Annotated in this window: 16 protein-coding genes; 8 read left to right on the forward strand and 8 right to left on the reverse strand. The window is 68.2% G+C overall.

Going from position 1 to position 19,133, the window contains the following annotated elements:
* Positions 1-365 precede the first annotated feature (365 nt).
* From FG99_RS14720 to FG99_RS14730, 3 genes are all read left to right on the forward strand, one after another.
* Positions 366-1,256, forward strand: a complete 891-nt coding sequence (locus tag FG99_RS14720; RefSeq protein WP_043270672.1) for an urea transporter — start codon at positions 366-368, stop codon at positions 1,254-1,256.
* Between the two features lie 219 nt (positions 1,257-1,475).
* Positions 1,476-2,723, forward strand: coding sequence for a serine/threonine transporter SstT (gene sstT / locus FG99_RS14725; RefSeq protein WP_043270674.1), 1,248 nt, complete (start codon positions 1,476-1,478; stop codon positions 2,721-2,723).
* A gap of 120 nt (positions 2,724-2,843) precedes the next feature.
* On the forward strand, positions 2,844-3,842 hold the full coding sequence (locus tag FG99_RS14730) for a sulfate ABC transporter substrate-binding protein (RefSeq protein ID WP_024128603.1): 999 nt from the start codon (positions 2,844-2,846) through the stop codon (positions 3,840-3,842).
* 751 nt (positions 3,843-4,593) lie between these two features.
* Here FG99_RS14730 and FG99_RS14735 read toward each other — a convergent pair.
* Positions 4,594-5,694, reverse strand: coding sequence for a DmpA family aminopeptidase (locus FG99_RS14735; protein WP_043270676.1), 1,101 nt, complete (start codon positions 5,692-5,694; stop codon positions 4,594-4,596).
* A gap of 17 nt (positions 5,695-5,711) precedes the next feature.
* A complete protein-coding gene (locus tag FG99_RS14740; protein WP_043270678.1) occupies positions 5,712-7,076 on the reverse strand; it encodes an APC family permease in 1,365 nt (454 codons plus the stop codon).
* Between the two features lie 196 nt (positions 7,077-7,272).
* On the opposite strand from FG99_RS14740, the gene FG99_RS14745 reads away from it, so the two are divergent.
* From FG99_RS14745 to FG99_RS14755, 3 genes are all read left to right on the forward strand, one after another.
* On the forward strand, positions 7,273-8,076 hold the full coding sequence (locus FG99_RS14745) for a LuxR family transcriptional regulator (RefSeq protein WP_043270680.1): 804 nt from the start codon (positions 7,273-7,275) through the stop codon (positions 8,074-8,076).
* Positions 8,077-8,239: 163 nt separating this feature from the next.
* Positions 8,240-8,818 carry an HD domain-containing protein gene (locus FG99_RS14750; protein ID WP_043270682.1) on the forward strand — a complete coding sequence of 193 codons (579 nt, stop codon included), beginning with the start codon at positions 8,240-8,242 and terminating at the stop codon, positions 8,816-8,818.
* A 130-nt stretch (positions 8,819-8,948) separates the two neighbouring features.
* A complete protein-coding gene (locus FG99_RS14755; RefSeq protein ID WP_043270684.1) occupies positions 8,949-10,337 on the forward strand; it encodes an adenylate/guanylate cyclase domain-containing protein in 1,389 nt (462 codons plus the stop codon).
* A gap of 529 nt (positions 10,338-10,866) precedes the next feature.
* Here the strand turns inward: FG99_RS14755 and FG99_RS14760 are convergent.
* On the reverse strand, positions 10,867-12,159 hold the full coding sequence (locus tag FG99_RS14760) for a dicarboxylate/amino acid:cation symporter (protein ID WP_043270686.1): 1,293 nt from the start codon (positions 12,157-12,159) through the stop codon (positions 10,867-10,869).
* Between the two features lie 352 nt (positions 12,160-12,511).
* On the opposite strand from FG99_RS14760, the gene FG99_RS14765 reads away from it, so the two are divergent.
* Together FG99_RS14765 and FG99_RS14770 are read left to right on the forward strand one after the other, a co-directional pair.
* The gene (locus FG99_RS14765; RefSeq protein WP_009616959.1) at positions 12,512-13,513 is read left to right on the forward strand and encodes an AraC family transcriptional regulator; all 1,002 of its coding nucleotides are present in this window, start codon (positions 12,512-12,514) and stop codon (positions 13,511-13,513) included.
* A 69-nt stretch (positions 13,514-13,582) separates the two neighbouring features.
* The gene (locus FG99_RS14770; protein WP_043270688.1) at positions 13,583-14,005 is read left to right on the forward strand and encodes a hypothetical protein; all 423 of its coding nucleotides are present in this window, start codon (positions 13,583-13,585) and stop codon (positions 14,003-14,005) included.
* Between the two features lie 77 nt (positions 14,006-14,082).
* On the opposite strand, the gene FG99_RS14775 is transcribed toward FG99_RS14770, so the two are convergent.
* The 5 genes from FG99_RS14775 to FG99_RS14795 all read right to left on the reverse strand — a co-directional run bounded on the left by FG99_RS14775 (position 14,083) and on the right by FG99_RS14795 (position 18,986).
* Entirely contained in the window at positions 14,083-15,426 is a 1,344-nt protein-coding gene (locus FG99_RS14775; RefSeq protein WP_024128601.1) for an ATP-binding protein, read from the reverse strand.
* The gene (locus tag FG99_RS14780) at positions 15,423-16,100 is read right to left on the reverse strand and encodes a response regulator (protein WP_043270690.1); all 678 of its coding nucleotides are present in this window, start codon (positions 16,098-16,100) and stop codon (positions 15,423-15,425) included. Before FG99_RS14780 ends, FG99_RS14775 begins: the two co-directional genes overlap by 4 nt.
* 50 nt (positions 16,101-16,150) lie before the next feature.
* Entirely contained in the window at positions 16,151-16,756 is a 606-nt protein-coding gene (locus FG99_RS14785) for an outer membrane beta-barrel protein (protein ID WP_043270692.1), read from the reverse strand.
* A gap of 347 nt (positions 16,757-17,103) precedes the next feature.
* Positions 17,104-18,303: a lytic murein transglycosylase gene (locus tag FG99_RS14790; RefSeq protein WP_043270694.1), complete on the reverse strand. Its 1,200-nt coding sequence runs from the start codon at positions 18,301-18,303 to the stop codon at positions 17,104-17,106.
* Between the two features lie 11 nt (positions 18,304-18,314).
* Positions 18,315-18,986, reverse strand: a complete 672-nt coding sequence (locus FG99_RS14795; protein WP_043270696.1) for a polysaccharide lyase family 7 protein — start codon at positions 18,984-18,986, stop codon at positions 18,315-18,317.
* Positions 18,987-19,133 lie beyond the last annotated feature (147 nt).

The following is a 19,133-nucleotide window of genomic DNA, read 5'->3' on the forward strand; positions in this document are numbered from 1 at the left end:
AAAAACAGAGTTCCGGAACCCTGCCAAAGCCGGGTTCCACACCGCGTCACTCCCGGACGGACGGGGCCGGGAAAACGGGGCCGCGACCCCGTCCGTCCGGGATTGGCCTTGAACGGCCAGCAGTTCTGTCGGCCATAGCCACCCTCGCACCCTCCCACGCAGGCTATGGACATTCGAGGCCACCCTCCGGCGATCCCGGGGACAGGCCTCTTTTTTATTCACGCCCCAAAATGGTGCCATGGCAGAATGCGCCCACTGACACAGCCCACGGAGCTTCCCGCGATGCCCTCCCCCGATGGAAGGCACGGCCGCCGACGCGGAACCGGAGAAGCCCCGGACATCCCCTTCAACTGCCCAGATCCTCAATGCGCCCACTACCGTTATTGACCCTCTGGCTGCGCGGCTTCAGCCAGGTGTTCCTGCAACCCTCGCCGCTGTTCGGCCTGCTCTGCCTGGCCCTGATCGGCGCCTGCGCCCCCGGCCTGCTCCCCGGCGCCCTGCTCGGCGCCACTGCCGGCCCGGCCTTCGCCCACCTGCTGCGCTGCCGCCAGGGCGACACAAACGCCGGCCTGTACGGCTACAACGCCGTGCTGATCGGCCTGCTGCTGCCGCTGAAGTTCGCCTGGTCGCCCATGCTGGTGGCGCTCGTGCTGTTCGCCAGCCTCGCCAGCGTGTTGCTGCAGCGCCTACTGCTGCGCGCCTCGCGCCAGCGCCACGGCCTGCCGCCCTACACCCTGGCCTTCGTCCTGCTCGGCTGGACGCTGCCGGCGCTGGGCACGCTGCTGTCGCTGCCGGCCGCCACGCCCCTGGCCGGGCTGGTCGAGCTGCCGCTGCCGACGCTGCTCGAAGCCACCTCCCGCGCCTTCGGCCAGGTGATCTTCCTCGACACCCCGCTGGCCGGCGCGCTGATCTTCCTCGGCCTGCTGCTGGGCGCGCCGCGCGCCGCCACCTGGGCGCTGTTCGGCGCGGTGATGGTGCTGCCGGTGGCGGTGTTCGCCGGCATTCCCCAGGGCGACGTGCACAGCGGCCTGCTCGGCATGAACAGCGCCCTGGCCGCCCTCGCCCTGGCCCTGCGCGGCCCCGGCCCCTTCGCCCCGCTGGCCGGCGCCGTGCTGGCGCTCATCCTGCAACAGGCCATGGTCGCCCTGGGCATCCCCTTCATGACCGCGCCCTTCATCTTCGCCTGCCTGCTGGTATTGCTGGGCGAACGCCTGCTGCGCCCGGCCTCGCGCCGCGCACCGCTGGCCGGCAACTGAGGCGGATTGCGCCGAGCGCCAACCGTGACGCCATGTCACATGGCAATCCCATCCAGGCCGGCACAGGTCAAGGCCGGCCCGGCTCCACGCCGCCATGCTGGCGAGGCGTGGGCGTGGTTTCCGACGACCGCCGCGCATTTTCCCGCCCGTGACGGCATAATCCGCGCCCTTCCGCGGCCCGCCGGGTTCGCGTTTCCATTTGCAAGCAGCGGTAAGGTCATGACACTTCCCTCCCCCACCCTGTTCCAACGCATCCAGCGCAGCAGCCTGGTGATGCGCATCTTCGTCGGCATGCTGGCCGGCATCGCCCTGGCGCTGGTCGCGCCCGACGCCGCCCTGGCCGTCGGCCTGCTCGGCAAACTGTTCATCGCGGCGCTCAAGGCCGTGGCGCCGGTGCTGGTCCTGGTGCTGGTCTGCGCCTCCATCGCCAACCACAAGGCCGGGCAGCGCACCCACATCCGCCCGATCCTGGCGCTGTACCTGCTGGGCACCTTCGCCGCCGCGGTGGTGGCGGTGGCGGCCAGCTTCGCCTTCCCCTCGACCCTGGTGCTCGACGCCCCGGCCAGCGGCAACGCTCCGCCCGGCGGCATCGGCGACGTGCTCAATGGCCTGCTGTTCAGCGTCGCCAGCAACCCGGTGAAGGCGCTGCTGGAGGCCAACTTCATCGGCATCCTGGCCTGGGCCGTGGGCCTCGGCCTGGCCCTGCGCCATGCCCGGCAGAGCACCCGCGACCTGCTCGACGACCTGGCCGGCGGGGTGACGCTGATCGTCCGCGTGGTGATCGCCTTCGCCCCGCTGGGCATCTTCGGCCTGGTGGCCAGCACCTTCGCCGAATCCGGCCTCGATGCCCTGCTCGGCTACCTGCAGCTATTGGCTGTGCTGCTGGGCTGCATGCTCTTCGTGGCGCTGGTGGTGAACCCAGCAATCGTGTTCTGGAAGCTGCGCCGCAACCCCTACCCGCTGGTCTTCACCTGCCTGCGCGAGAGCGGCGTGACCGCCTTCTTCACCCGCAGCTCGGCGGCCAATATCCCGGTCAACCTGCAGCTGTGCGAACGCCTGGGCCTGCACGAGGACACCTACTCGGTGTCGATCCCGCTGGGCGCCACCATCAACATGGCCGGCGCCGCCGTGACCATCAGCGTGCTGAGCCTGGCCGCGGCCCACACCCTGGGCATCGCCATCGACCTGCCCAGCGCCCTGTTGCTGTGCGTGGTCTCGGCGGTGTGCGCCTGCGGCGCCTCCGGCGTGGCCGGCGGCTCGCTGCTGATGATCCCGCTGGCCTGCGGGCTGTTCGGCATCTCCGGCGAGGTGGCCATGCAGGTGGTGGCGGTGGGCTTCGTCATCAGCATCCTGCAGGACTCGGCGGAAACCGCGCTGAACTCCTCCACCGACGTGATCTTCACCGCCGCGGCCTGCCTGGCCGAGGAACCGGCAGCCGCCGAGGCGGGCCTGGGCGAGAAGCGCTGAACCAGGCGACGCGCCCCGCGGGGCGCGTCCCTGCATAAGTAAATAGCCTTTGGGTATTTAAGCGGCATATAACCCATGGGCATAATCGGGCGATCCAACACTGCCGAGAAGGAACCGCCCGTGAAACGACTCTTCGCCGCCTCCCTGCTGGCCGCCGGAATGGCCCTGGCCGGCGCCGCCCAGGCCGCGCCGCCGCTGCTCAACGTCTCCTACGACGTGATGCGCGACTTCTACAAGGAGTACAACCCCGCCTTCCAGAAGCACTGGGAAGCGGAGAAAGGCGAGAAGATCACCATCCAGATGTCCCACGGCGGCTCCAGCAAGCAGGCGCGCTCGGTGATCGACGGCCTGCCGGCCGACGTCATCACCATGAACCAGGCCACCGACATCGACGCCCTGGCCGACAACGGCGGCCTGGTGCCGAAGGACTGGGCCACCCGCCTGCCGAACAACAGCGCGCCCTTCACCTCGGCCACCGTGTTCATCGTGCGCAAGGGCAACCCCAAGGGCCTGCACGACTGGCCGGACCTGCTCAAGGACGGCGTGCAGGTGGTGGTGCCCAACCCGAAGACCTCGGGCAACGGCCGCTACACCTACCTTTCCGCCTGGGGCTACTCGCTCAAGCACGGCGGCGATGAAGCCAAGGCCAAGGAATTCGTCGGCCAGCTGTTCAAGCACGTACCGGTGCTGGACACCGGCGGCCGCGCGGCGACCACCACCTTCATGCAGAACCAGATCGGCGACGTGCTGGTGACCTTCGAGAACGAGGCCGAGATGATCGCCCGCGAATTCGGCCGCGGCGGCTTCGAGGTGGTCTACCCGAGCGTTTCCGCCGAGGCCGAGCCGCCGGTGGCGGTGGTCGACAAGGTGGTCGAGAAGAAAGGCACCCGCGAACAGGCCGAGGCCTACCTGAAATACCTGTGGTCCGACGAGGGCCAGACCATCGCCGCCGACAACTACCTGCGCCCGCGCAACCCGGCGATCCTGGCCAAGTACGCCGACCGCTTCCCGAAGGTGGACTTCTTCTCGGTGGAGAAGACCTTCGGCGACTGGCGCACGGTGCAGAAGACCCACTTCGCCGATGGCGGGGTGTTCGACCAGATCTATAGCGGTAACTGATAGCGCAAGCTGCGCCGAGGCGCTCTTCGTAGGATGGGTTGAGCTTGCGATACCCATGCTGCCGTGGTGATGGGTATCGCTTCGCTCAACACCATCCTACGAAAAGCCGTGCTTCCTGGAACCGTAGGACCTTGTCCGCGATGGCCGGACGTCCCGGCGCGATTCGCGGATGAGATCCGCTCCTACGCTGCCCCACCCACGCCATTCCCCTGTAGGAGCGCGCCCTGCGCGCGAATTCGCGGACAGGGGAAATGCCGTGCCTCATGGCCTGCCCCCTCACCCTAACCCTCTCCCGGAGGGAGAGGGGACCGTTCGGAGTGCGTTGGTATTTCGACGTTAACCGGCCAGCACAGGGATTGCCGGCTGAAACCAGGCCGCCTCTCGGCACGGACCAGCCCCCTCTCCCTCCGGGAGAGGGCTGGGGTGAGGGGAAAGCCCGAACGCCAATGTCATTCCCATGTAGGAGCGCGCCCTGCGCGCGATTCGCGGGCAGGGGAAATGCCGTGCCTCTCGGCCTGGGCAGGCCTGCGGCTCCCTCACCCTAACCCTCTCCCGGAGGGAGAGGGGACCGTTCGGAGTGCGTTGGTATTTCGGCGTTAGCCGGCTAGCACAGGGATTGCCGGCTGAAACCAGGCCGCCTCTCGGCACAACCAGCCCCCTCTCCCTTTGGGAGAGGGCTGGGGTGAGGGAAAGCCCGCGCGCCGATGTCATCGCGACCTGCGCACGAATCGCGGACGGAACCCCCGCCTCCTCAACGCTGCCGCCACCCCATCTCGCGCAACGCCTCCAGCAGGCGCTCCCCGCCCAGCGCCGGCACCAGCGTGCCGTCCGCCGTGCGCATCTCGCGGCCGGCCAGGATGGCGTTGACGATGGCTTCCTCCACCGCCTCCGCCGCCGCGGCGAACAGCGGCGAGATGTGCTCGTTGTTGAGCATCTGCAGCGGCGTGCTCTGCGGCAGGCCCTTGCGCCCGTAGTCGGCCGGCGGCAGGTCCCGGTTGCCGGTGGCGAAGGCCAGGAAGATGTCGCCGCTGCTGTCCTCGGTGCCGCCGCCGGTGCGGGCAATGCCGATGGAGGCGCGTTGCGCCAGGCGCTGGCACTGGTGCGGCAGCAGCGGCGCGTCGGTGGCGATGATGACTACGATCGAGCCCATGCCCGGCTCGCCCTTTTCCGCGAAGGGCGAGGGAATGTCGCCCAGCACCCGGCCCACCGGGTAGCCGTCGACGCGCAGTTCGCGGCGCTGGCCGTGGTTGGCCTGGACCAGCACGCCCACCGTCCAGCCGCCCTGCTCCGCCGGCAGCTTGCGCGAGGCGCTGCCGATGCCGCCCTTGAACTCGTGGCAGATCATCCCGGTGCCGCCGCCCACCGGGCCTTCGGTCACAGGCCCGGACTCGGCGCCGGCCAGGGCCTGGCGCACCTGCTCGGGGCCGACGTGCTGGCCCCAGATGTCGTTGAGCAGGCCGTCGTAGGTCTCCATCACCACCGGCATGCACCAGTACACTGCCGGGTCGCCCAGGGCGTCGCGCTCGGCGGCCACCAGGGCGTCGCGCACCACGCCGACGCTGTGGGTGTTGGTGATGGCGATGGGCGTGGTCAGCAGGCCGGCCTCGCGGATCCACTCCAGGCCCGTGGCATCGCCGTTGCCATTGAGCACATGGACGCCGGCGAAGCAGGGTTGCAGGCGGGCCTCGCCGGCGCGGGGCTGGACCACGCTGACGCCGGTGCACACCTGCCTGCCGTCACGCTCGGCGATCAGCGTGCTGTGGCCGACGCGAACGCCGGGGACATCGGTGATGGCATTGAATGCGCCGGGCGTGCCCAGGCCCAGGGTGATGCCGAGTTGACGAGCGCGCATGGGGACTCCTGTGGTCTTCAGAGTTTCTGGAAAGCCGGGCTCAACTTGCCGTAGGTGCCGTAGAGAATCACCGACACGGCCAGTATCCCGATAATGGTCATCACATCCCGCGCCGAGGCTTCCAGCAACAGGTTGAGCAGCAGGTAGCCGGCGCCGACCACCGCCAGCAGCGCCGGCAGCGGCCACAGCGGCATGCGGTAGGGGTGCTCGCGGTCGCGGCGCAGCACGCGGCTGAACAGCGCGCACAGGGCCACCACCAGGTAGATCAGCACCAGCAGCAACACGGTGAAGGACGTCAGTTCCTCCAGGTTGGAGCTGAAGCTCAGCGCCGCCGAGGGCACGCCGAGGAACAGCGTGGCCAGCCAGGGCGACTCCCAGCGCGGGTGGATGCGGGTGAAGGCGCGGTTCAGCGTCGGTGTCCAGAGGGCGTCGCGGCCGCTGCTGAAGATCACCCGGCCGACCTGGATGACGATGGCGACTATGGCGTTGAACACCGAGAGGAAGATGCCGGCGCTGACCAGCCGCGACAGCGTGGCGTTGCCGTGGGCGGTGAGCAGGTAGCCGATGGGGTCGGGGCTGGCGAGCATGTCCTTGAGCGAGGGCGCGCCGATCAGCAGCGCGGTCAGCGGCACCAGTTCGATCACCACCACCAGCACCAGCGACCAGAGCACCGCGCGGTGTACGCTGCGGCCGCCGTCCTTCATGTCCTCGGCCAGCAGCACGGCGCCGCCGAAGCCGTTGTAGGAGAACACCGCGGTGCCCACCGCGCCTATCACCAGCGCCCAGGGCGCCGCCGCCAGCACGCCGCCGCTCAGCGTCTGCGGCTGCAGCAGCACGCTCAGCGGCTGGCTGGCGTGGCCGAAACCGAGCACCACTATCACCAGCAGCGCGGCCACTTCGCAGAGCAGGAAGACGCCGGTGACCCAGGCGTTGACACGGATGTTGAGGATGCCCAGCACGTAGCTGGCGGCGACTATGACCAGGGCCACGGTCTGGGTGTCGAACTGCGTGCCCAGCGCGCCGTTGAGGTAGGTGGCCGCGCCCGTGGCCAGCACCGGCGGGATGAACAGCAGCGAGACCAGCACGGCGAGGAAGGTGGCGTAGCCGGCCATGCCGCCGAACACCCGCTTGGCGTAGACGTACTCGCCGCCGGCCGAGCTGTGCGCGCGGCCCAGCTCGGCGTAGCACCAGGCGAACATCAGCGCCAGCGCCGCGGCCATGACGAAGGCCAGGAAGGCGCCGCTGCCGGCCTGCTGGATGGCGAAGGGGGCGATGACGAATACGCTGCTGGCGGGGGTGACCGCCGAGACGGTGATGGCGACCACGTCGAACACGCCCAGGCTGGGCTTGAGCGCGCCGTCCGGCGCTGCGGGAGAGCTCATGTCGTTTTCCTCGAATTGTTATTGGCGGTTGAGGCAGGAACGAAAACCCTTGTGGCGCCCTCTGCGCGGGACGCTGCATGGCCCGCAGTCTGGGCGGCCGGGCCCTGGCGGCCAATCACCATTTGGGGTTACGCCCCTTGACGGCGGGGCCTGAAAAAGAGGAAACCGGGTGACCTTTCGCGCCGGAGCCCCGGGGATGCACAACCTGTTTCGCGAAGTCGGCATGCACGCCAACCTCGGCCGCGCCATCGAGCAGATCGGCCAGCCGCGCTTCTGGAAGCAGCTGATCCTGCTGCTGCACCAGTGGCTGCCGTTCGACAACGCCCTGGCGGCCTTCTACCCCGCCAACGCCACCCCGGTGGCGCTGGAGGAATACGACGCCGATCCACAGGCCGTCTCGGCGGCCATGCCCGCCTACCTCAGCGGCCTGTACCAGCTCGACCCTTTCTACCAGGCCTGCCGCGAAGGCCTGCCCAGCGGCCTGTACCGCCTGGAGGAAGTGGCCCCGGACCAGTTCCGCCAGAGCGAATACTTCCTCAACTACTTCCACGACAACGTGCTGGAAGACGAGGTGCAGTTCATCCTGCAGTTGCCCGGCCAGGGCGCGCTGTCGCTGTCCCTGGGCATGCGCAAGCCGTTCGACGCCGCACAGTGCGGCCTGCTGGCGATGCTCTGCCCCTGGGTGCTGGCGCTGATGCAGCAGCACTGGCAGCAGCGCAGCCAGCGCCTGCTGCCGGCAAACCCGGAGGGCGTGGCCACCCAGGTGCGCGACGCCCTCAGCCACTTCGGCGCCGGGGTGCTCTCCGAGCGCGAGCTGGAGATCGCCCGGCTGATCCTGCGCGGCTACTCCTCCAAGGCCATGGCCGAGCGCCTGGCCATCTCCCCGGAGACCATCAAGGTGCACCGCCGGCACCTCTACGCCAAGCTGGACATCTCCTCGCAGCCGGAGCTGTTCTCGCTGTTCCTGCAGTCCCTCGGACACGACCCGGAGAACCCCTGAGGCAGGCTCCATCGACCCGGCGAATGCGCCCGCGCGGGGAGCTTCGCGGCCTGAATGGGCGTGTCCGGAGAGACAGCAGCCTGTCCGCCGCGGCCACTGGCCGGCTCGGGCCGGGCCCCTAGACTGAAGGCCGTCCAAACGACAATCACAAGAGGACAGCCCGATGAATGCCCGCGCCAAGTTCACCCACATGGAAGACGGCAGCGTCGAGGACTGGTCGATCATCGCCCAGGATTTCGCCGCCTACGCCACCCAGTTGCCCGACCGCATCCTCGCCCACCTGCGCCTGCTCGACGGCGACTTCGGCGGCTTCCCGGTGGACCGCCTGAGCCACTCGCTGCAGACCGCCACCCTGGCCCACCGCGACGGCCGCGACGAGGAATACGTGGTCTGCGCCCTGCTCCACGACATCGGCGACACCCTCGGTTCCTACAACCACGCCGACATCGCCGCCGCCATCCTCAAGCCCTTCGTCAGCCCGGAGAACCACTGGATGATCGAGAAGCACGCGATCTTCCAGGGCTACTACTTCTTCCACCACCTGGGCCTGGACCGCCACCTGCGCGAGCAGTTCAAGGACCACCCGCAGTTCGAGCAGACCATCGAGTTCTGCGCGCGCTACGACGCCGCGGCCTTCGACCCCGAGGGCGAGACGCTGCCGCTGGAGTTCTTCGAGCCGATGCTGCGGCGCGTCTTCGCCAAGCCGCGGCAGTCCATCTACATGGCGCGGGACGCCGACTGAAACCGGCCGCCGGCCGGGGCGATGAATCGTCACTGGCCGGCGGATGGGCGCTTGGTTAAGATCCCCAGGTCGTACTTGTGGAAGGCGCACGTCAGAATGCGCCATCACCGATCAGGGATAATCCGAGCGCATGAAGCCCAACCGTTCCGAAACGCCGTCCCGACCTGGCGCCGCCCCTCTGCGCGAGTACCATTCGCGCGTCCTGGCCTACCTCGCCGTGGCCGCCACCGTCAGCGCCGGCACCTTCAGCCAGTACTTCGGCTACGACGCGCTCTGGATGGTCCCCTACGCCCTGCTCTACCCGCACCTGGCGCAGAACCTGAGCCGCCGCTACAAGCACAGCCACCCGCAGCAGACACGCCTGGTCCTGCAGGCCCTGGACGCCCTGCACACCGGCGCCGGCGCCGCCCTGCTGGGCTTCTCGGTGGTGCCGGCGCTGATGCTGGTGCTGATCCTGGCCTTCTCCTCGCTGGTCGTCGGCGGCCTGCGCACCCTCGGCCTGGCCCTGCTGATGGCGCTGAGCGCCGCGGTGCTCACCGGCGCGCTGGCCGGCCCGGGCTTCAAGGGCAATGCGCCGCTGCTGGTGAACCTGGTCAGCGTGCTGTTCTGCGCCTTCTACATCTGCGTCACCGCCTACTTCACCCACCAGCAGGGCCTGCGCCTGGCCCAGGTGCGCGGCGAGATCGCCCGCGAGCAGGAAAAGGCCGCGCGGCTGGCGCACAACCTGGCCAAGTACCTGTCGCCGCAGGTCTGGGAATCCATCTTCAGCGGCAAGCGCAGCGTGCGCCTGGAAACCCAGCGCAAGAAGCTCACGGTGTTCTTCTCCGACATCAAGGGTTTCACCGAGCTGTCCGAGGAGCTGGAAGCCGAAACCCTGACCGACATGCTCAACAACTACCTCAACGAAATGTCGAAGATCGCCCTCAAGTACGGCGGCACCATCGACAAGTTCGTCGGCGACTGCGTGATGGTGTTTTTCGGCGACCCCACCACCCAGGGCGCGAAGAAGGACGCCGTGGCCGCGGTGTCCATGGCCGTGGCCATGCGCAAGCACATGAAGGTGATGCGCCAGCAGTGGCGCGCCCAGGGCATCACCAAGCCGCTGGAGGTGCGCATGGGCATCAACACCGGCTACTGCACGGTGGGCAACTTCGGCGCCGAAACGCGCATGGACTACACCATCATCGGCCGCGAGGTGAACCTCGCCAGCCGCCTGGAAAGCGCCGCCGAGGCCGGCGAGATCCTCCTCAGCCACGAGACCTACTCGCTGGTGAAGGACGTGATCATGTGCCGCGACAAGGGCCAGATCAGCGTCAAGGGCTTCAGCAAGCCGGTGCAGATCTACCAGGCGGTGGACTTCCGTCGCGACCTGGGCGCCAACCCCAGCTTCATCGAGCACGAGCTGCCGGGGTTCTCCATGTACCTGGACACCAACAACGTGCAGAACTTCGACAAGGACCGGGTGATCCAGGCGCTGCAGCAGGCGGTGGAGAAGCTCAAGGACAAGATCATTCTTTGAGCTTGTGCCGCTGGCTGCCTTCGTAGGAGCGAGCTTGCTCGCGAACGGGGTTTGCCGGTGGCTGCGGTGCTGGGTAATTAGAGCACCCTCTCCCCAACCCTCTCCCTGAAGGGAGAGGGGGCTGTCCTGAGCGGGCTGCAAGTCAGGCACCATCCTTCCACCCCGTCATTCCCGCGTACGCGGGAGCCCAGAGACTTTGGGGTGACTCCTTTCCCTCTCCCTGAAGGAAGAGGGGCCGTTCGGAGCAGTTGGGCTTTCCAGAGTCAGCCGGCAGCTCCAGAGTTGCCGGCCGACACCAAATCCTTTCTCGGCACGGACAGCTCCCTCTCCCTTCAGGGAGAGGGTTGGGGAGAGGGGACGGAGTCAACCTGAAACACGACAGCCACCGGTAAACCTCGTTCGCGAGCAAGAACTAGGCGTCCCCCTCGCTCCTACAATCTCCCCGCCCATAAAAAAGCCCGCTGCGGGGCGGGCTTGAAGGAGGCGCGGCGCTTCACGTCGCCGCGCCCAACCGGAGAACCGGGAGGTATCAGGCGGCCTGGGCCTCCTTGGCTTCCAGCGCCGACGGGCCGGCGGCCAGTTCGCGGTCCAGTTGCGCGGAGTCCAGCTGCTTGCACCACTTGGCAACCACCACGGTGGCCACGCCGTTGCCCACCAGGTTGGTCAGCGCGCGGGCCTCGGACATGAAGCGGTCGATGCCGAGGATCAGCGCCAGGCCGGCGACCGGCAGGTGGCCCACGGCGGACAGGGTGGCGGCCAGGACGATGAAGCCCGAACCGGTGACGCCCGCCGCGCCCTTGGAGGCGATCAGCAGCACCAGCAGCAGGGTCAGCTGGTGGGTGATGTCCATCGGGGTGTCGGTGGCCTGGGCGATGAATACCGCGGCCATGGTCAGGTAGATCGAGGTGCCGTCGAGGTTGAACGAGTAGCCGGTGGGGATCACCAGGCCGACCACGCTCTTGTCGCAGCCCAGCTTCTCCATCTTGGCGATCATGCGCGGCAGCGCCGATTCCGAGGACGAGGTGCCGAGGACGATCAGCAGTTCCTCGCGGATGTACTTGATGAACTTCAGGATGTTGAAGCCGTGGGCGCGGGCGATGCCGCCCAGGACGATGAGCACGAACAGCAGGCAGGTGATGTAGAAGCAGGCCATCAGCTGGCCCAGCTGCACCAGCGAACCCACGCCGTAGGCGCCGATGGTGAAGGCCATGGCGCCGAAGGCACCGATGGGAGCGACCTTCATGATCACGTTGATGATGTTGAACATCACCTGGGTGAAGCGCTCGATGAACTGGAAGATCGGCTGGCCGTAGCTGCCCAGGCGGTGCAGCGCGTAGCCGAACAGCACGGAGAAGAACAGCACCTGCAGGATGTCACCGTTGGCGAAGGCGCCGACCACGGTGTTGGGGATGATGTTCATCAGGAAGTCGACGGTGCTCTGCTTCGCGCCGGCGGCCGCGTAGGCGGCGATCTTGCTGGTGTCCAGGCTGGCCGGGTCGACGTGCATGCCGGCGCCGGGCTGGACCACGTTGACCACCACCAGGCCGATGATCAGCGCGATGGTCGAGACGATCTCGAAGTACAGCAGGGCCATGCCGCCGGTCTTGCCTACAGCCTTCATGCTCTGCATGCCGGCGATGCCGGTGACCACGGTGCAGAAGATGATCGGCGCGATGGCCATCTTGATCAGTTTGACGAAGCCGTCGCCCAGGGGCTTCATCAGCACGGCGGTCTGCGGATAGTAGTGGCCCAGGGCGATGCCGATGGCGATGGCGATCAGCACCTGCACGTACAGGCTCTTGTAGAAGGGTTGCTTGGTCATTGCGGCAGGGTCCTCTTGAGCTGGCGGCCCGCCTTCCTGGCGGCGGCGCGTTGCCCGAAGCGTTATCTCCCTTCAGTGGGAGAATTTGTTTTCGTCCTGCCCGTCGGCAGGCCTTGAACCCTATTGGCAAGCCCTGTGCCAAATCGCCATCTTTATATTTTTACTTTATTTTCAATAGCTTACAAAAACACCAAAGCGACATGCGGGCCGATCGATGGCGGAAATCCGCCAAGTCCGCGGCGGGTTTCCCGCCACTTGGCGGGTATCCGCCAGGGCCCCGGGTGCCTTAGATTTGCCCCACGGCCGCCGCGAACCGGCGCCCGGCACACACGCAGCAGAACAAGGAAAACCCATGCGTGAACGCACCATCGCCAGCCATTTCGTCCGCGCCGCCCTGCGCGGCGCCCGCCAGCAGGGCCACGACCCCCTGCCGCTGCTGCGCGCCGCCGGCATCCAGCCGGCCTTGCTCGAAGAGCCGCGGGCGCGGGTCTCGCCGGAGCAGTTCGGCCGGCTGATCCAACTGGTCTGGGAAGACCTCGACGACGAGTACATGGGCTTCGGCGAGGTGCGCAGCAAGCGCGGCACCTTCGCCATGATGTGCCACGCCATCATCCAGTGCCGCACCCTGGAGAAGGCCCTGGGCCGCGGCGCGCTCTTCTACGACCTGTTCCCCGCCGCGCCGCGCATCGAGCTGCGCCGCGACGGCGAGCGCGCCGAGCTGGTCATCGACCACAGCGCGCTGCAGGACCCGGAACACTTCCTCACCGAGAGCCTGCTGGTGATCTGGCATCGCCTGGGCAGCTGGCTGATCGGCCAGCGCATCCGCCTGGACGAAGCCCGCTTCGCCTATCCCGAGCCGGCCCACGCCGCCGAGTACGACCTGCTGTTCCCCTGCCCGCGGCGCTTCGCCGCCGACAGCACCGGGCTGAGCTTCCACGCGCGCTACCTGGACATGCCGCTGCTGCAGGACGAGCGCAGCCTCAAGCACTTCCTCAAGGACTCCCCGGCCGACCTGCTGGCTCGCCCGGACGGCGGCGACAGCCTGACCAGCCAGATCCGCCGCCTGCTCGGCCGCGACTGCCGGCGCTGGCCGGACCTGGAAAGCGTGGCGCAGCAGTTGCACATGAGCCCGCAGACGCTGCGCCGCCACCTGCGCGAGGAAGGTCCGAACTTCCAGGAACTCAAGGACCAGCTGCGCCGCGACCTGGCCATTTACCACCTGGGCCGCGACGAACTGTCGATCCAGGACATCGCCGACCAGCTCGGCTTCTCCGAGCCCTCGGCATTCCACCGCGCGTTCAAGAAATGGACCGGGCTGACGCCGGGGGCGTACCGGGCGCGGCAGGGGGAGTGATGTCGCTAGTGAAATGGCGGGAGAGGCGCTAGCATTGCGCGACTACTCACCAAGGAAGGTACGCAAGCGATGGAAGAAAATCCCTACGTCCAGCCGAAGGCCACGGTGCACGAACAGGAATCCGCCAACAAGGCTCTGCGCATGGCCGAGCTGCACATCTCCCAGGCCTGGATCGGCGCTTGCATCGGCAGCGCATTGGCCGCCATGGTGGTGGTCCACGGGTTGAGCCGGGGTGGATTGCCCCACCTGCTCATCCAGGCCACCGGCATCAGCGCAGCCGTGCTGCTAGCGCTCGCACTCGGCGTCTATCGCAAGAGCCGTGTCTGCGCGGCGCTGCTGCTGGTGTACCAGCTCTGCACCCTGTTCCTGGTGGCCTTTCTGGGGCGGATGACACTGACGGCGCTGATCGCGGCACTCTTCACCTACCTGTTCGCCCAGGGTTTGCTCGGCTGTATCCGCTATCACCGCTTGAAGCACCTGGCGCAGACCTGATTCGTAAATGCGCATGACGCCTACGGTTCCTGGCAAGCACCGATGCAGAAGCGCGCCCTGCGTGCCTTTCGCCGCCTCTACCCCGGCAAACGGATGCGGAAGCAGGCGCCGCCCAGTTCGGAGTCGTCCAGCGCCAGGCTGCCGCCGTAGCTGTCGAGGATGTCCATCACCACCGCCGTGCCTATGCCCTGCCCCGGGTGCTGGGTGTCCAGCCGTTCGCCGCGCTGGAGGATGCGCTGGCGCTGGTCCGGGGGGATGCCCGGGCCGTCGTCTTCCACTCGCAGTTCGTAGCCGCCGTCCTGCTGGCGGGCGCTGATGCGCACGCGGGCCAGGCACAGGCGGTAGGCGTTCTCCAGCAGGTTGCCGAGCAGTTCCAGCAGCGCGCCCTGCTCCAGCGGCAGGCTCAGGTGCTCAGGGAAGTCGCGTTCGAGGATCACCCGCTTGTCGCGGTAGACCTTGTCCAGCGCGCCGGCCAGGGTGTCCAGCAGCGGGCCGAGCTGCACGCGGTGGCGCACCAGGCCGCTCTTGCGCAGGCTGGCGCGCTGCAACTGGTAGCCGATCTGCTGGCTCATGCGCTCGATCTGGCTCTGCAGCACCTGCACCTGCTCGCGGTTGCGCGGCTCGTCGGCGAGGTTTTCGCTCACCCCCTGCAGCACCGCCAGCGGCGTCTTCAGGCTGTGCGCAAGGTCCGCCAGGGAGTTGCGGTAACGCTCGCGCTGGCTGCGCTCGCCGTCCAGCAGGCGGTTCAGCGAGTCGGTCAGGCGCAGCATCTCGCTGGGGTGTTCGTCGCTCAGGCGTTCGCGCTCGCCAGCCTCGATCTGGTCCAGCTCCTCGCGTATTCCGCGCATGGAACGGAAGCCCCAGCCCAGGCCGAGCCAGAGCAGCCCGAGCAACAGCAGCAGCGCGCCGCCGAGCCAGATGTACAACTGCTCGCGGAAGCCGTGCACCAACTCGCGGAAGGCGCTCACCGGCTGCATGGTGACGATGCTGTAGGCGGCCTGCTTGCCGCCCACCAGGTCGATCTCCACGTCGTAGACGAAGAATTCGTTGCCGTGGTCGTCGCGGGCGCGGGTGAACACGTCGGGCTCGCCGTCGTAGAGCGGCACGTACTGCACGCTCTCGTCCTGGGTCGAGGTGGAGCGCCAGACCATCCGCCCCTCGCGGTCGTAGATGTAGCCCAGCAGCTTGGACTCCGGCAGGTTGAAGTCCTCCACCGCCAGGTGCTCGGGCATGCTCAGGCGGTCGCCGTCGATGCGCGCGGACGACACCAGGGTGGCGACGTCCGAGGCCAGGCGCTGCTGGATGGCGTTCACCAGGGCGATGCTGAACGCCCGCTGCAACGCCGGCAGCAGGGCCAGCATGAAGAGGATAGCCAGGGCCGCGGCCCCGAGCATCAGGCGCAGGCGCAGCGAGCGCATCAGCGGCAACGCTCGGTGAACAGGTAGCCCTGGCCGCGCACGGTGTCGATCGGGCGGAAGCCCTCGTGGCTCTCCAGCTTGCGCCGCAGGCGGCCGACCAGCACCTCGATGACGTTGGGGTCGCGCTCGTCGTCGTCCGGGTAGAGCTGCTCGATCAGCCGCTCCTTGCTCACCACCTGCTGGTGGTGGCGCATGAGGTATTCGAGGATGCGGTACTCGAAGGCGGTCAGGCCCAGGGTCTCGCCGGCCACCGAGGCCTGCTTGCGGTTCAGGTCGAGCAGCAGCGGGCCGGCCTCGATGGTGGCCTGGACGAAGCCGCTGGAGCGGCGCAGCAGGGCGTTCAGGCGCGCCTCCAGCTCCTCGAACTGGAACGGCTTGACCACGTAGTCGTCGGCGCCGGCGGCCAGGCCTTCGACCTTGTCCTGCCAGTTGCCGCGGGCGGTGAGGATGAGGATCGGGAAGGCCTTGCCCTGGCTGCGGAACTCGCGGATCAGGTCCAGGCCGCTCATGCCCGGCAGGCCGAGGTCGATGATCGCCAGGTCGTGATGGTATTCGTGGGCCCGGTACAGGGCCTCTTCGGCGTTGCCCACGGCGTCGACCACGTGGCCCTGTTCGCCGAGGCGGGTGTACAGGTGATGACGCAACAGCGCCTCGTCCTCCACCACCAGTAGTTTCATGGGACTTCCTCCTTATGCGGGGCCGAGCCGCGAGCCCGGCCCCCTGCCAGTCAGAACCGGTAGTTGGCGCCCAGGTAGAGCTGCGCGCTGCTGTGCAGGTCCAGCGAGCCGACCTTGTCGCCGCCGTGCGGGCTCATTTCCGTGCTGGCGTTGGTACGCAGGTAACGATAGCCGCCTTCCAGCGAGGCGTTCCGGCCGATGTCCTGGAGGATACCGGCCTGGGCGCCGATGGCGTAGCCGATGTCGCTGTCACGGCTGTAGCCGCGGGAGTCCTGTTCCAGCTTGGTCAGGCCCAGGGTGCCGCCGCCGAACAGCTTGGTGCCCTGGTCGTTGAGCGGCAGGAAGGCGTCGTAGCTGCCGAGCAGGTTCTGCTGGCGCAGCTTCAGGCCGCGGTGGGTGTCGGAGGTGTTCTCGTAGGTGGCGTAGTAGCGGCCGGTGTCGTTCTGCTGGCCGGCGCGCACGCCCCAGGTGCTGCTGTTGTTGATCACGCTGTCGAGCTTGGGATCGTTGAGGTTGCGGTTCAGCGCGTGGGATTTCTGGATGTTGTTGCTGGTTTCGCCCCAGGTCAGGCCGGCGAAGTTTTCCGAGGCCTGGGCGACGCCGACCGAGGCGCCGAGGATGGCGGTGGCAAGGGTGAGCTTCTGCAGCAGGTTCATGGCGTTTCTCCGTCAAGGATGTGGGTAAGGGGTTGACGGAGTGCAGGTTAAGGGGCGGCCACTGAACGCTACCTGACGCGCCGCTGAACCTGGCCTGAACGGAAGGCTCGCGGTGCCTTGGCCCCGTGGGATGGGTTGAGCCTTGCGAACCCCTATGGCCGCGATGATGGGTATCGCTTCGCTCAACACCATCCTACGGCGACACGGGGCAACCCGTAGGGCGCATAACGCCTACGGCGTTATCCGCCGTTTGACCTTGATTCCCGGCGGCTCCGGGGTTGACCTGGGCGTTGGCCATGGCCTCGGTGTATCGGCGTATAACCGCGAACGGTTATTCGCCCTACGGTTCAATGCGTGGCCTGCAGGGCCTTGAGGATCTTCTGCCCGGCGCGGCCATCGGCCGGTTGCAAACCCAGGCGCTGCTGCTCGGCCTGGATGGCGCGGCGGGTGTTGTCGCCGATCAGCCCGTCCGGCTCGCCGATGGCGTGGCCGCGGGCCAGTAGCAGTCGCTGCAACTCCTTGCGCTGGGCGCGGCTCAGGCCGGGGTCGTCGGTGGGCCAGGGGGTGCGCAGGCCCGGCTCGCCGCGCAGGCGGTCGGACAGCAGGGCGATGGCCAGGGCGTAGCTTTCCGCCGCGTTGTACGAATAGATGGCGTCGTAGTTGCGCAGCACCAGGAAGGCCGGGCCGGCCTTGCCGGTGGGCAGCAGGATGGCGGCGCGGGCGTCGCCGGCCGGCAGCGGCCCGCCGTCGATGCGCTTCACGCCCAGGGCCTGCCAGTCCGCCACCGTGCGCCGCTTGGTGCGCCCGGCCTGGGACTCGGCGAAGTTCGCCGGCAGCTTCACCTCGTAGCCCCAGGCCGCGCCCGGCACCCAGCCGGCCTTGCGCAGGTAGTTGGCGGTGGAGGCCAGGGCATCGGGCACGCTGCCCACCAGGTCGCGGTGGCCGTCGCCGTCGAAGTCCTCGGCGATGCGCGCGTAGGTGCTGGGCATGAACTGCGTCTGGCCGAAGGCGCCGGCCCAGGAGCCGGTGATGGCCGGATCGCGCAGGTCGCCCTGCTGCAACAGCTTGAGGGTGGCGAAGAACTCGCCCTGGAAGAACGCCTGGCGCCGCCCGTAGCACGACAGCGTGCCCAGCGAGACCAGCAGCGGACGCTTGCCGGTGATGCGGCCGAAGTCGCTCTCCACGCCCCACACCGCCGCCACCGTGTACTTGTCCACCCGGTACTGGCGGGCGACGCGCTCGAACAGCTCGGCATGCTGCGCCAGCATGGCCTTGCCGTCGGCGACGCGCTGCTCGTCCACCAGCCCGGCCAGGTAGTCCCACAGCGGGGTGACGAATTCCGGCTGGGCATTGAGCAGATCCAGCACGCTGAGGTCGGCCGCAAGGCCGCCGGTGTAGCGCTGGTAGGCCGCGGCGCTCACGCCCTTGGCGGCGGCCTGCGGTTGCAGGCGCGCGAGGCAGGCGGAGAACTCGTCGGCCACGGCGCCCGGGGCCTGGGACAGGCCGGCGGCGAGCAGCAGGGCCGGGAGGATTCGGGAAGGCAGCATGGGGCAATTCCTCAACGGTGCATGATCGACAGGGCGCTGAAGGTCGCCCGCCCGCCTTCGCTGGCGGGGCCGCGATTATCCTGCAGGTACAGCCCCGCCTTGAAGTACAGGCCCTGGCGCGCCCACTGCGGGTCGAGTTGGCGGACCAGGCGCTGGTCGTTGACCTCGATGCTCAGCACACCCGTGCGCGACACGCCGATGCGGTAGTCGAACTCCCGCCCCAAGGGGATGCCGTCCAGCACCGTGTAGGTGATGGCGGTGGCGTCGCCCGGGCGCTCGCGGATCTGCGCCAGCACCCGGCCCTGGTCCAGGCGCAGCTGGTAGACCAGCTTCAGCAGCGGCGCGGCGTCCCCGCTGCCGGCGCCGTCGCTGTGGATCTGGCCGATCACCATGCGCCGCATGGAGGGCACCGCGTCCACGTGCAGGGTGGCGCGCAGCAGGCTGTCGACGTTGGGATAGCGCCAGGTGTAGGGCGAGCCGTCGCTGCGCGTCTCGCGCAGTTCGGTGCGCGGGAACTCGCTGTTGCGCGTGTGGCTGCCGTTCACCGGCACCCAGAACTCCACGCCGTCGGCGCTGCGGTGGAAATACGGGCTCTGGTAGTCGCGCTGCAGCACCGGGGTGGAAATGGTCCTGGCCGGGCGGCCTTCGGGAAGGGTGAGGTTCCAGGTACTGAGGTCGAACATCCGTTGTGGGTCCCGCACGGCTGACTGGCCCGGCAAGGGTAGCCGATGGCGCCGCGGCTTTCACGCCATGCCGCGGGCTTGAGCGGTTGCGCCGGCAAAATCCGACCTCCGCCGCACAACCGGCTATCTTTTTCAGTCCACCCTCTG

Origin of the sequence: Pseudomonas sp. AAC, from assembly GCF_000725445.1 — a bacterium.
GTDB classification, from domain to species: Bacteria; Pseudomonadota; Gammaproteobacteria; order Pseudomonadales; family Pseudomonadaceae; genus Pseudomonas; species Pseudomonas citronellolis.

Coding starts and splice junctions, on each gene's coding strand:
- FG99_RS14720 (WP_043270672.1), top strand. CDS start 366: ATGCGCCCACTACCGTTATTGACCCTCTGGCTGCGCGGCTTCAGCCAG.
- sstT (WP_043270674.1), top strand. CDS start 1,476: ATGACACTTCCCTCCCCCACCCTGTTCCAACGCATCCAGCGCAGCAGC.
- FG99_RS14735 (WP_043270676.1), bottom strand. CDS start 5,694: ATGCGCGCTCGTCAACTCGGCATCACCCTGGGCCTGGGCACGCCCGGC.
- FG99_RS14740 (WP_043270678.1), bottom strand. CDS start 7,076: ATGAGCTCTCCCGCAGCGCCGGACGGCGCGCTCAAGCCCAGCCTGGGC.
- FG99_RS14745 (WP_043270680.1), top strand. CDS start 7,273: ATGCACAACCTGTTTCGCGAAGTCGGCATGCACGCCAACCTCGGCCGC.
- FG99_RS14750 (WP_043270682.1), top strand. CDS start 8,240: ATGAATGCCCGCGCCAAGTTCACCCACATGGAAGACGGCAGCGTCGAG.
- FG99_RS14755 (WP_043270684.1), top strand. CDS start 8,949: ATGAAGCCCAACCGTTCCGAAACGCCGTCCCGACCTGGCGCCGCCCCT.
- FG99_RS14760 (WP_043270686.1), bottom strand. CDS start 12,159: ATGACCAAGCAACCCTTCTACAAGAGCCTGTACGTGCAGGTGCTGATC.
- FG99_RS14765 (WP_009616959.1), top strand. CDS start 12,512: ATGCGTGAACGCACCATCGCCAGCCATTTCGTCCGCGCCGCCCTGCGC.
- FG99_RS14770 (WP_043270688.1), top strand. CDS start 13,583: ATGGAAGAAAATCCCTACGTCCAGCCGAAGGCCACGGTGCACGAACAG.
- FG99_RS14780 (WP_043270690.1), bottom strand. CDS start 16,100: ATGAAACTACTGGTGGTGGAGGACGAGGCGCTGTTGCGTCATCACCTG.
- FG99_RS14785 (WP_043270692.1), bottom strand. CDS start 16,756: ATGAACCTGCTGCAGAAGCTCACCCTTGCCACCGCCATCCTCGGCGCC.
- FG99_RS14790 (WP_043270694.1), bottom strand. CDS start 18,303: ATGCTGCCTTCCCGAATCCTCCCGGCCCTGCTGCTCGCCGCCGGCCTG.
- FG99_RS14795 (WP_043270696.1), bottom strand. CDS start 18,986: ATGTTCGACCTCAGTACCTGGAACCTCACCCTTCCCGAAGGCCGCCCG.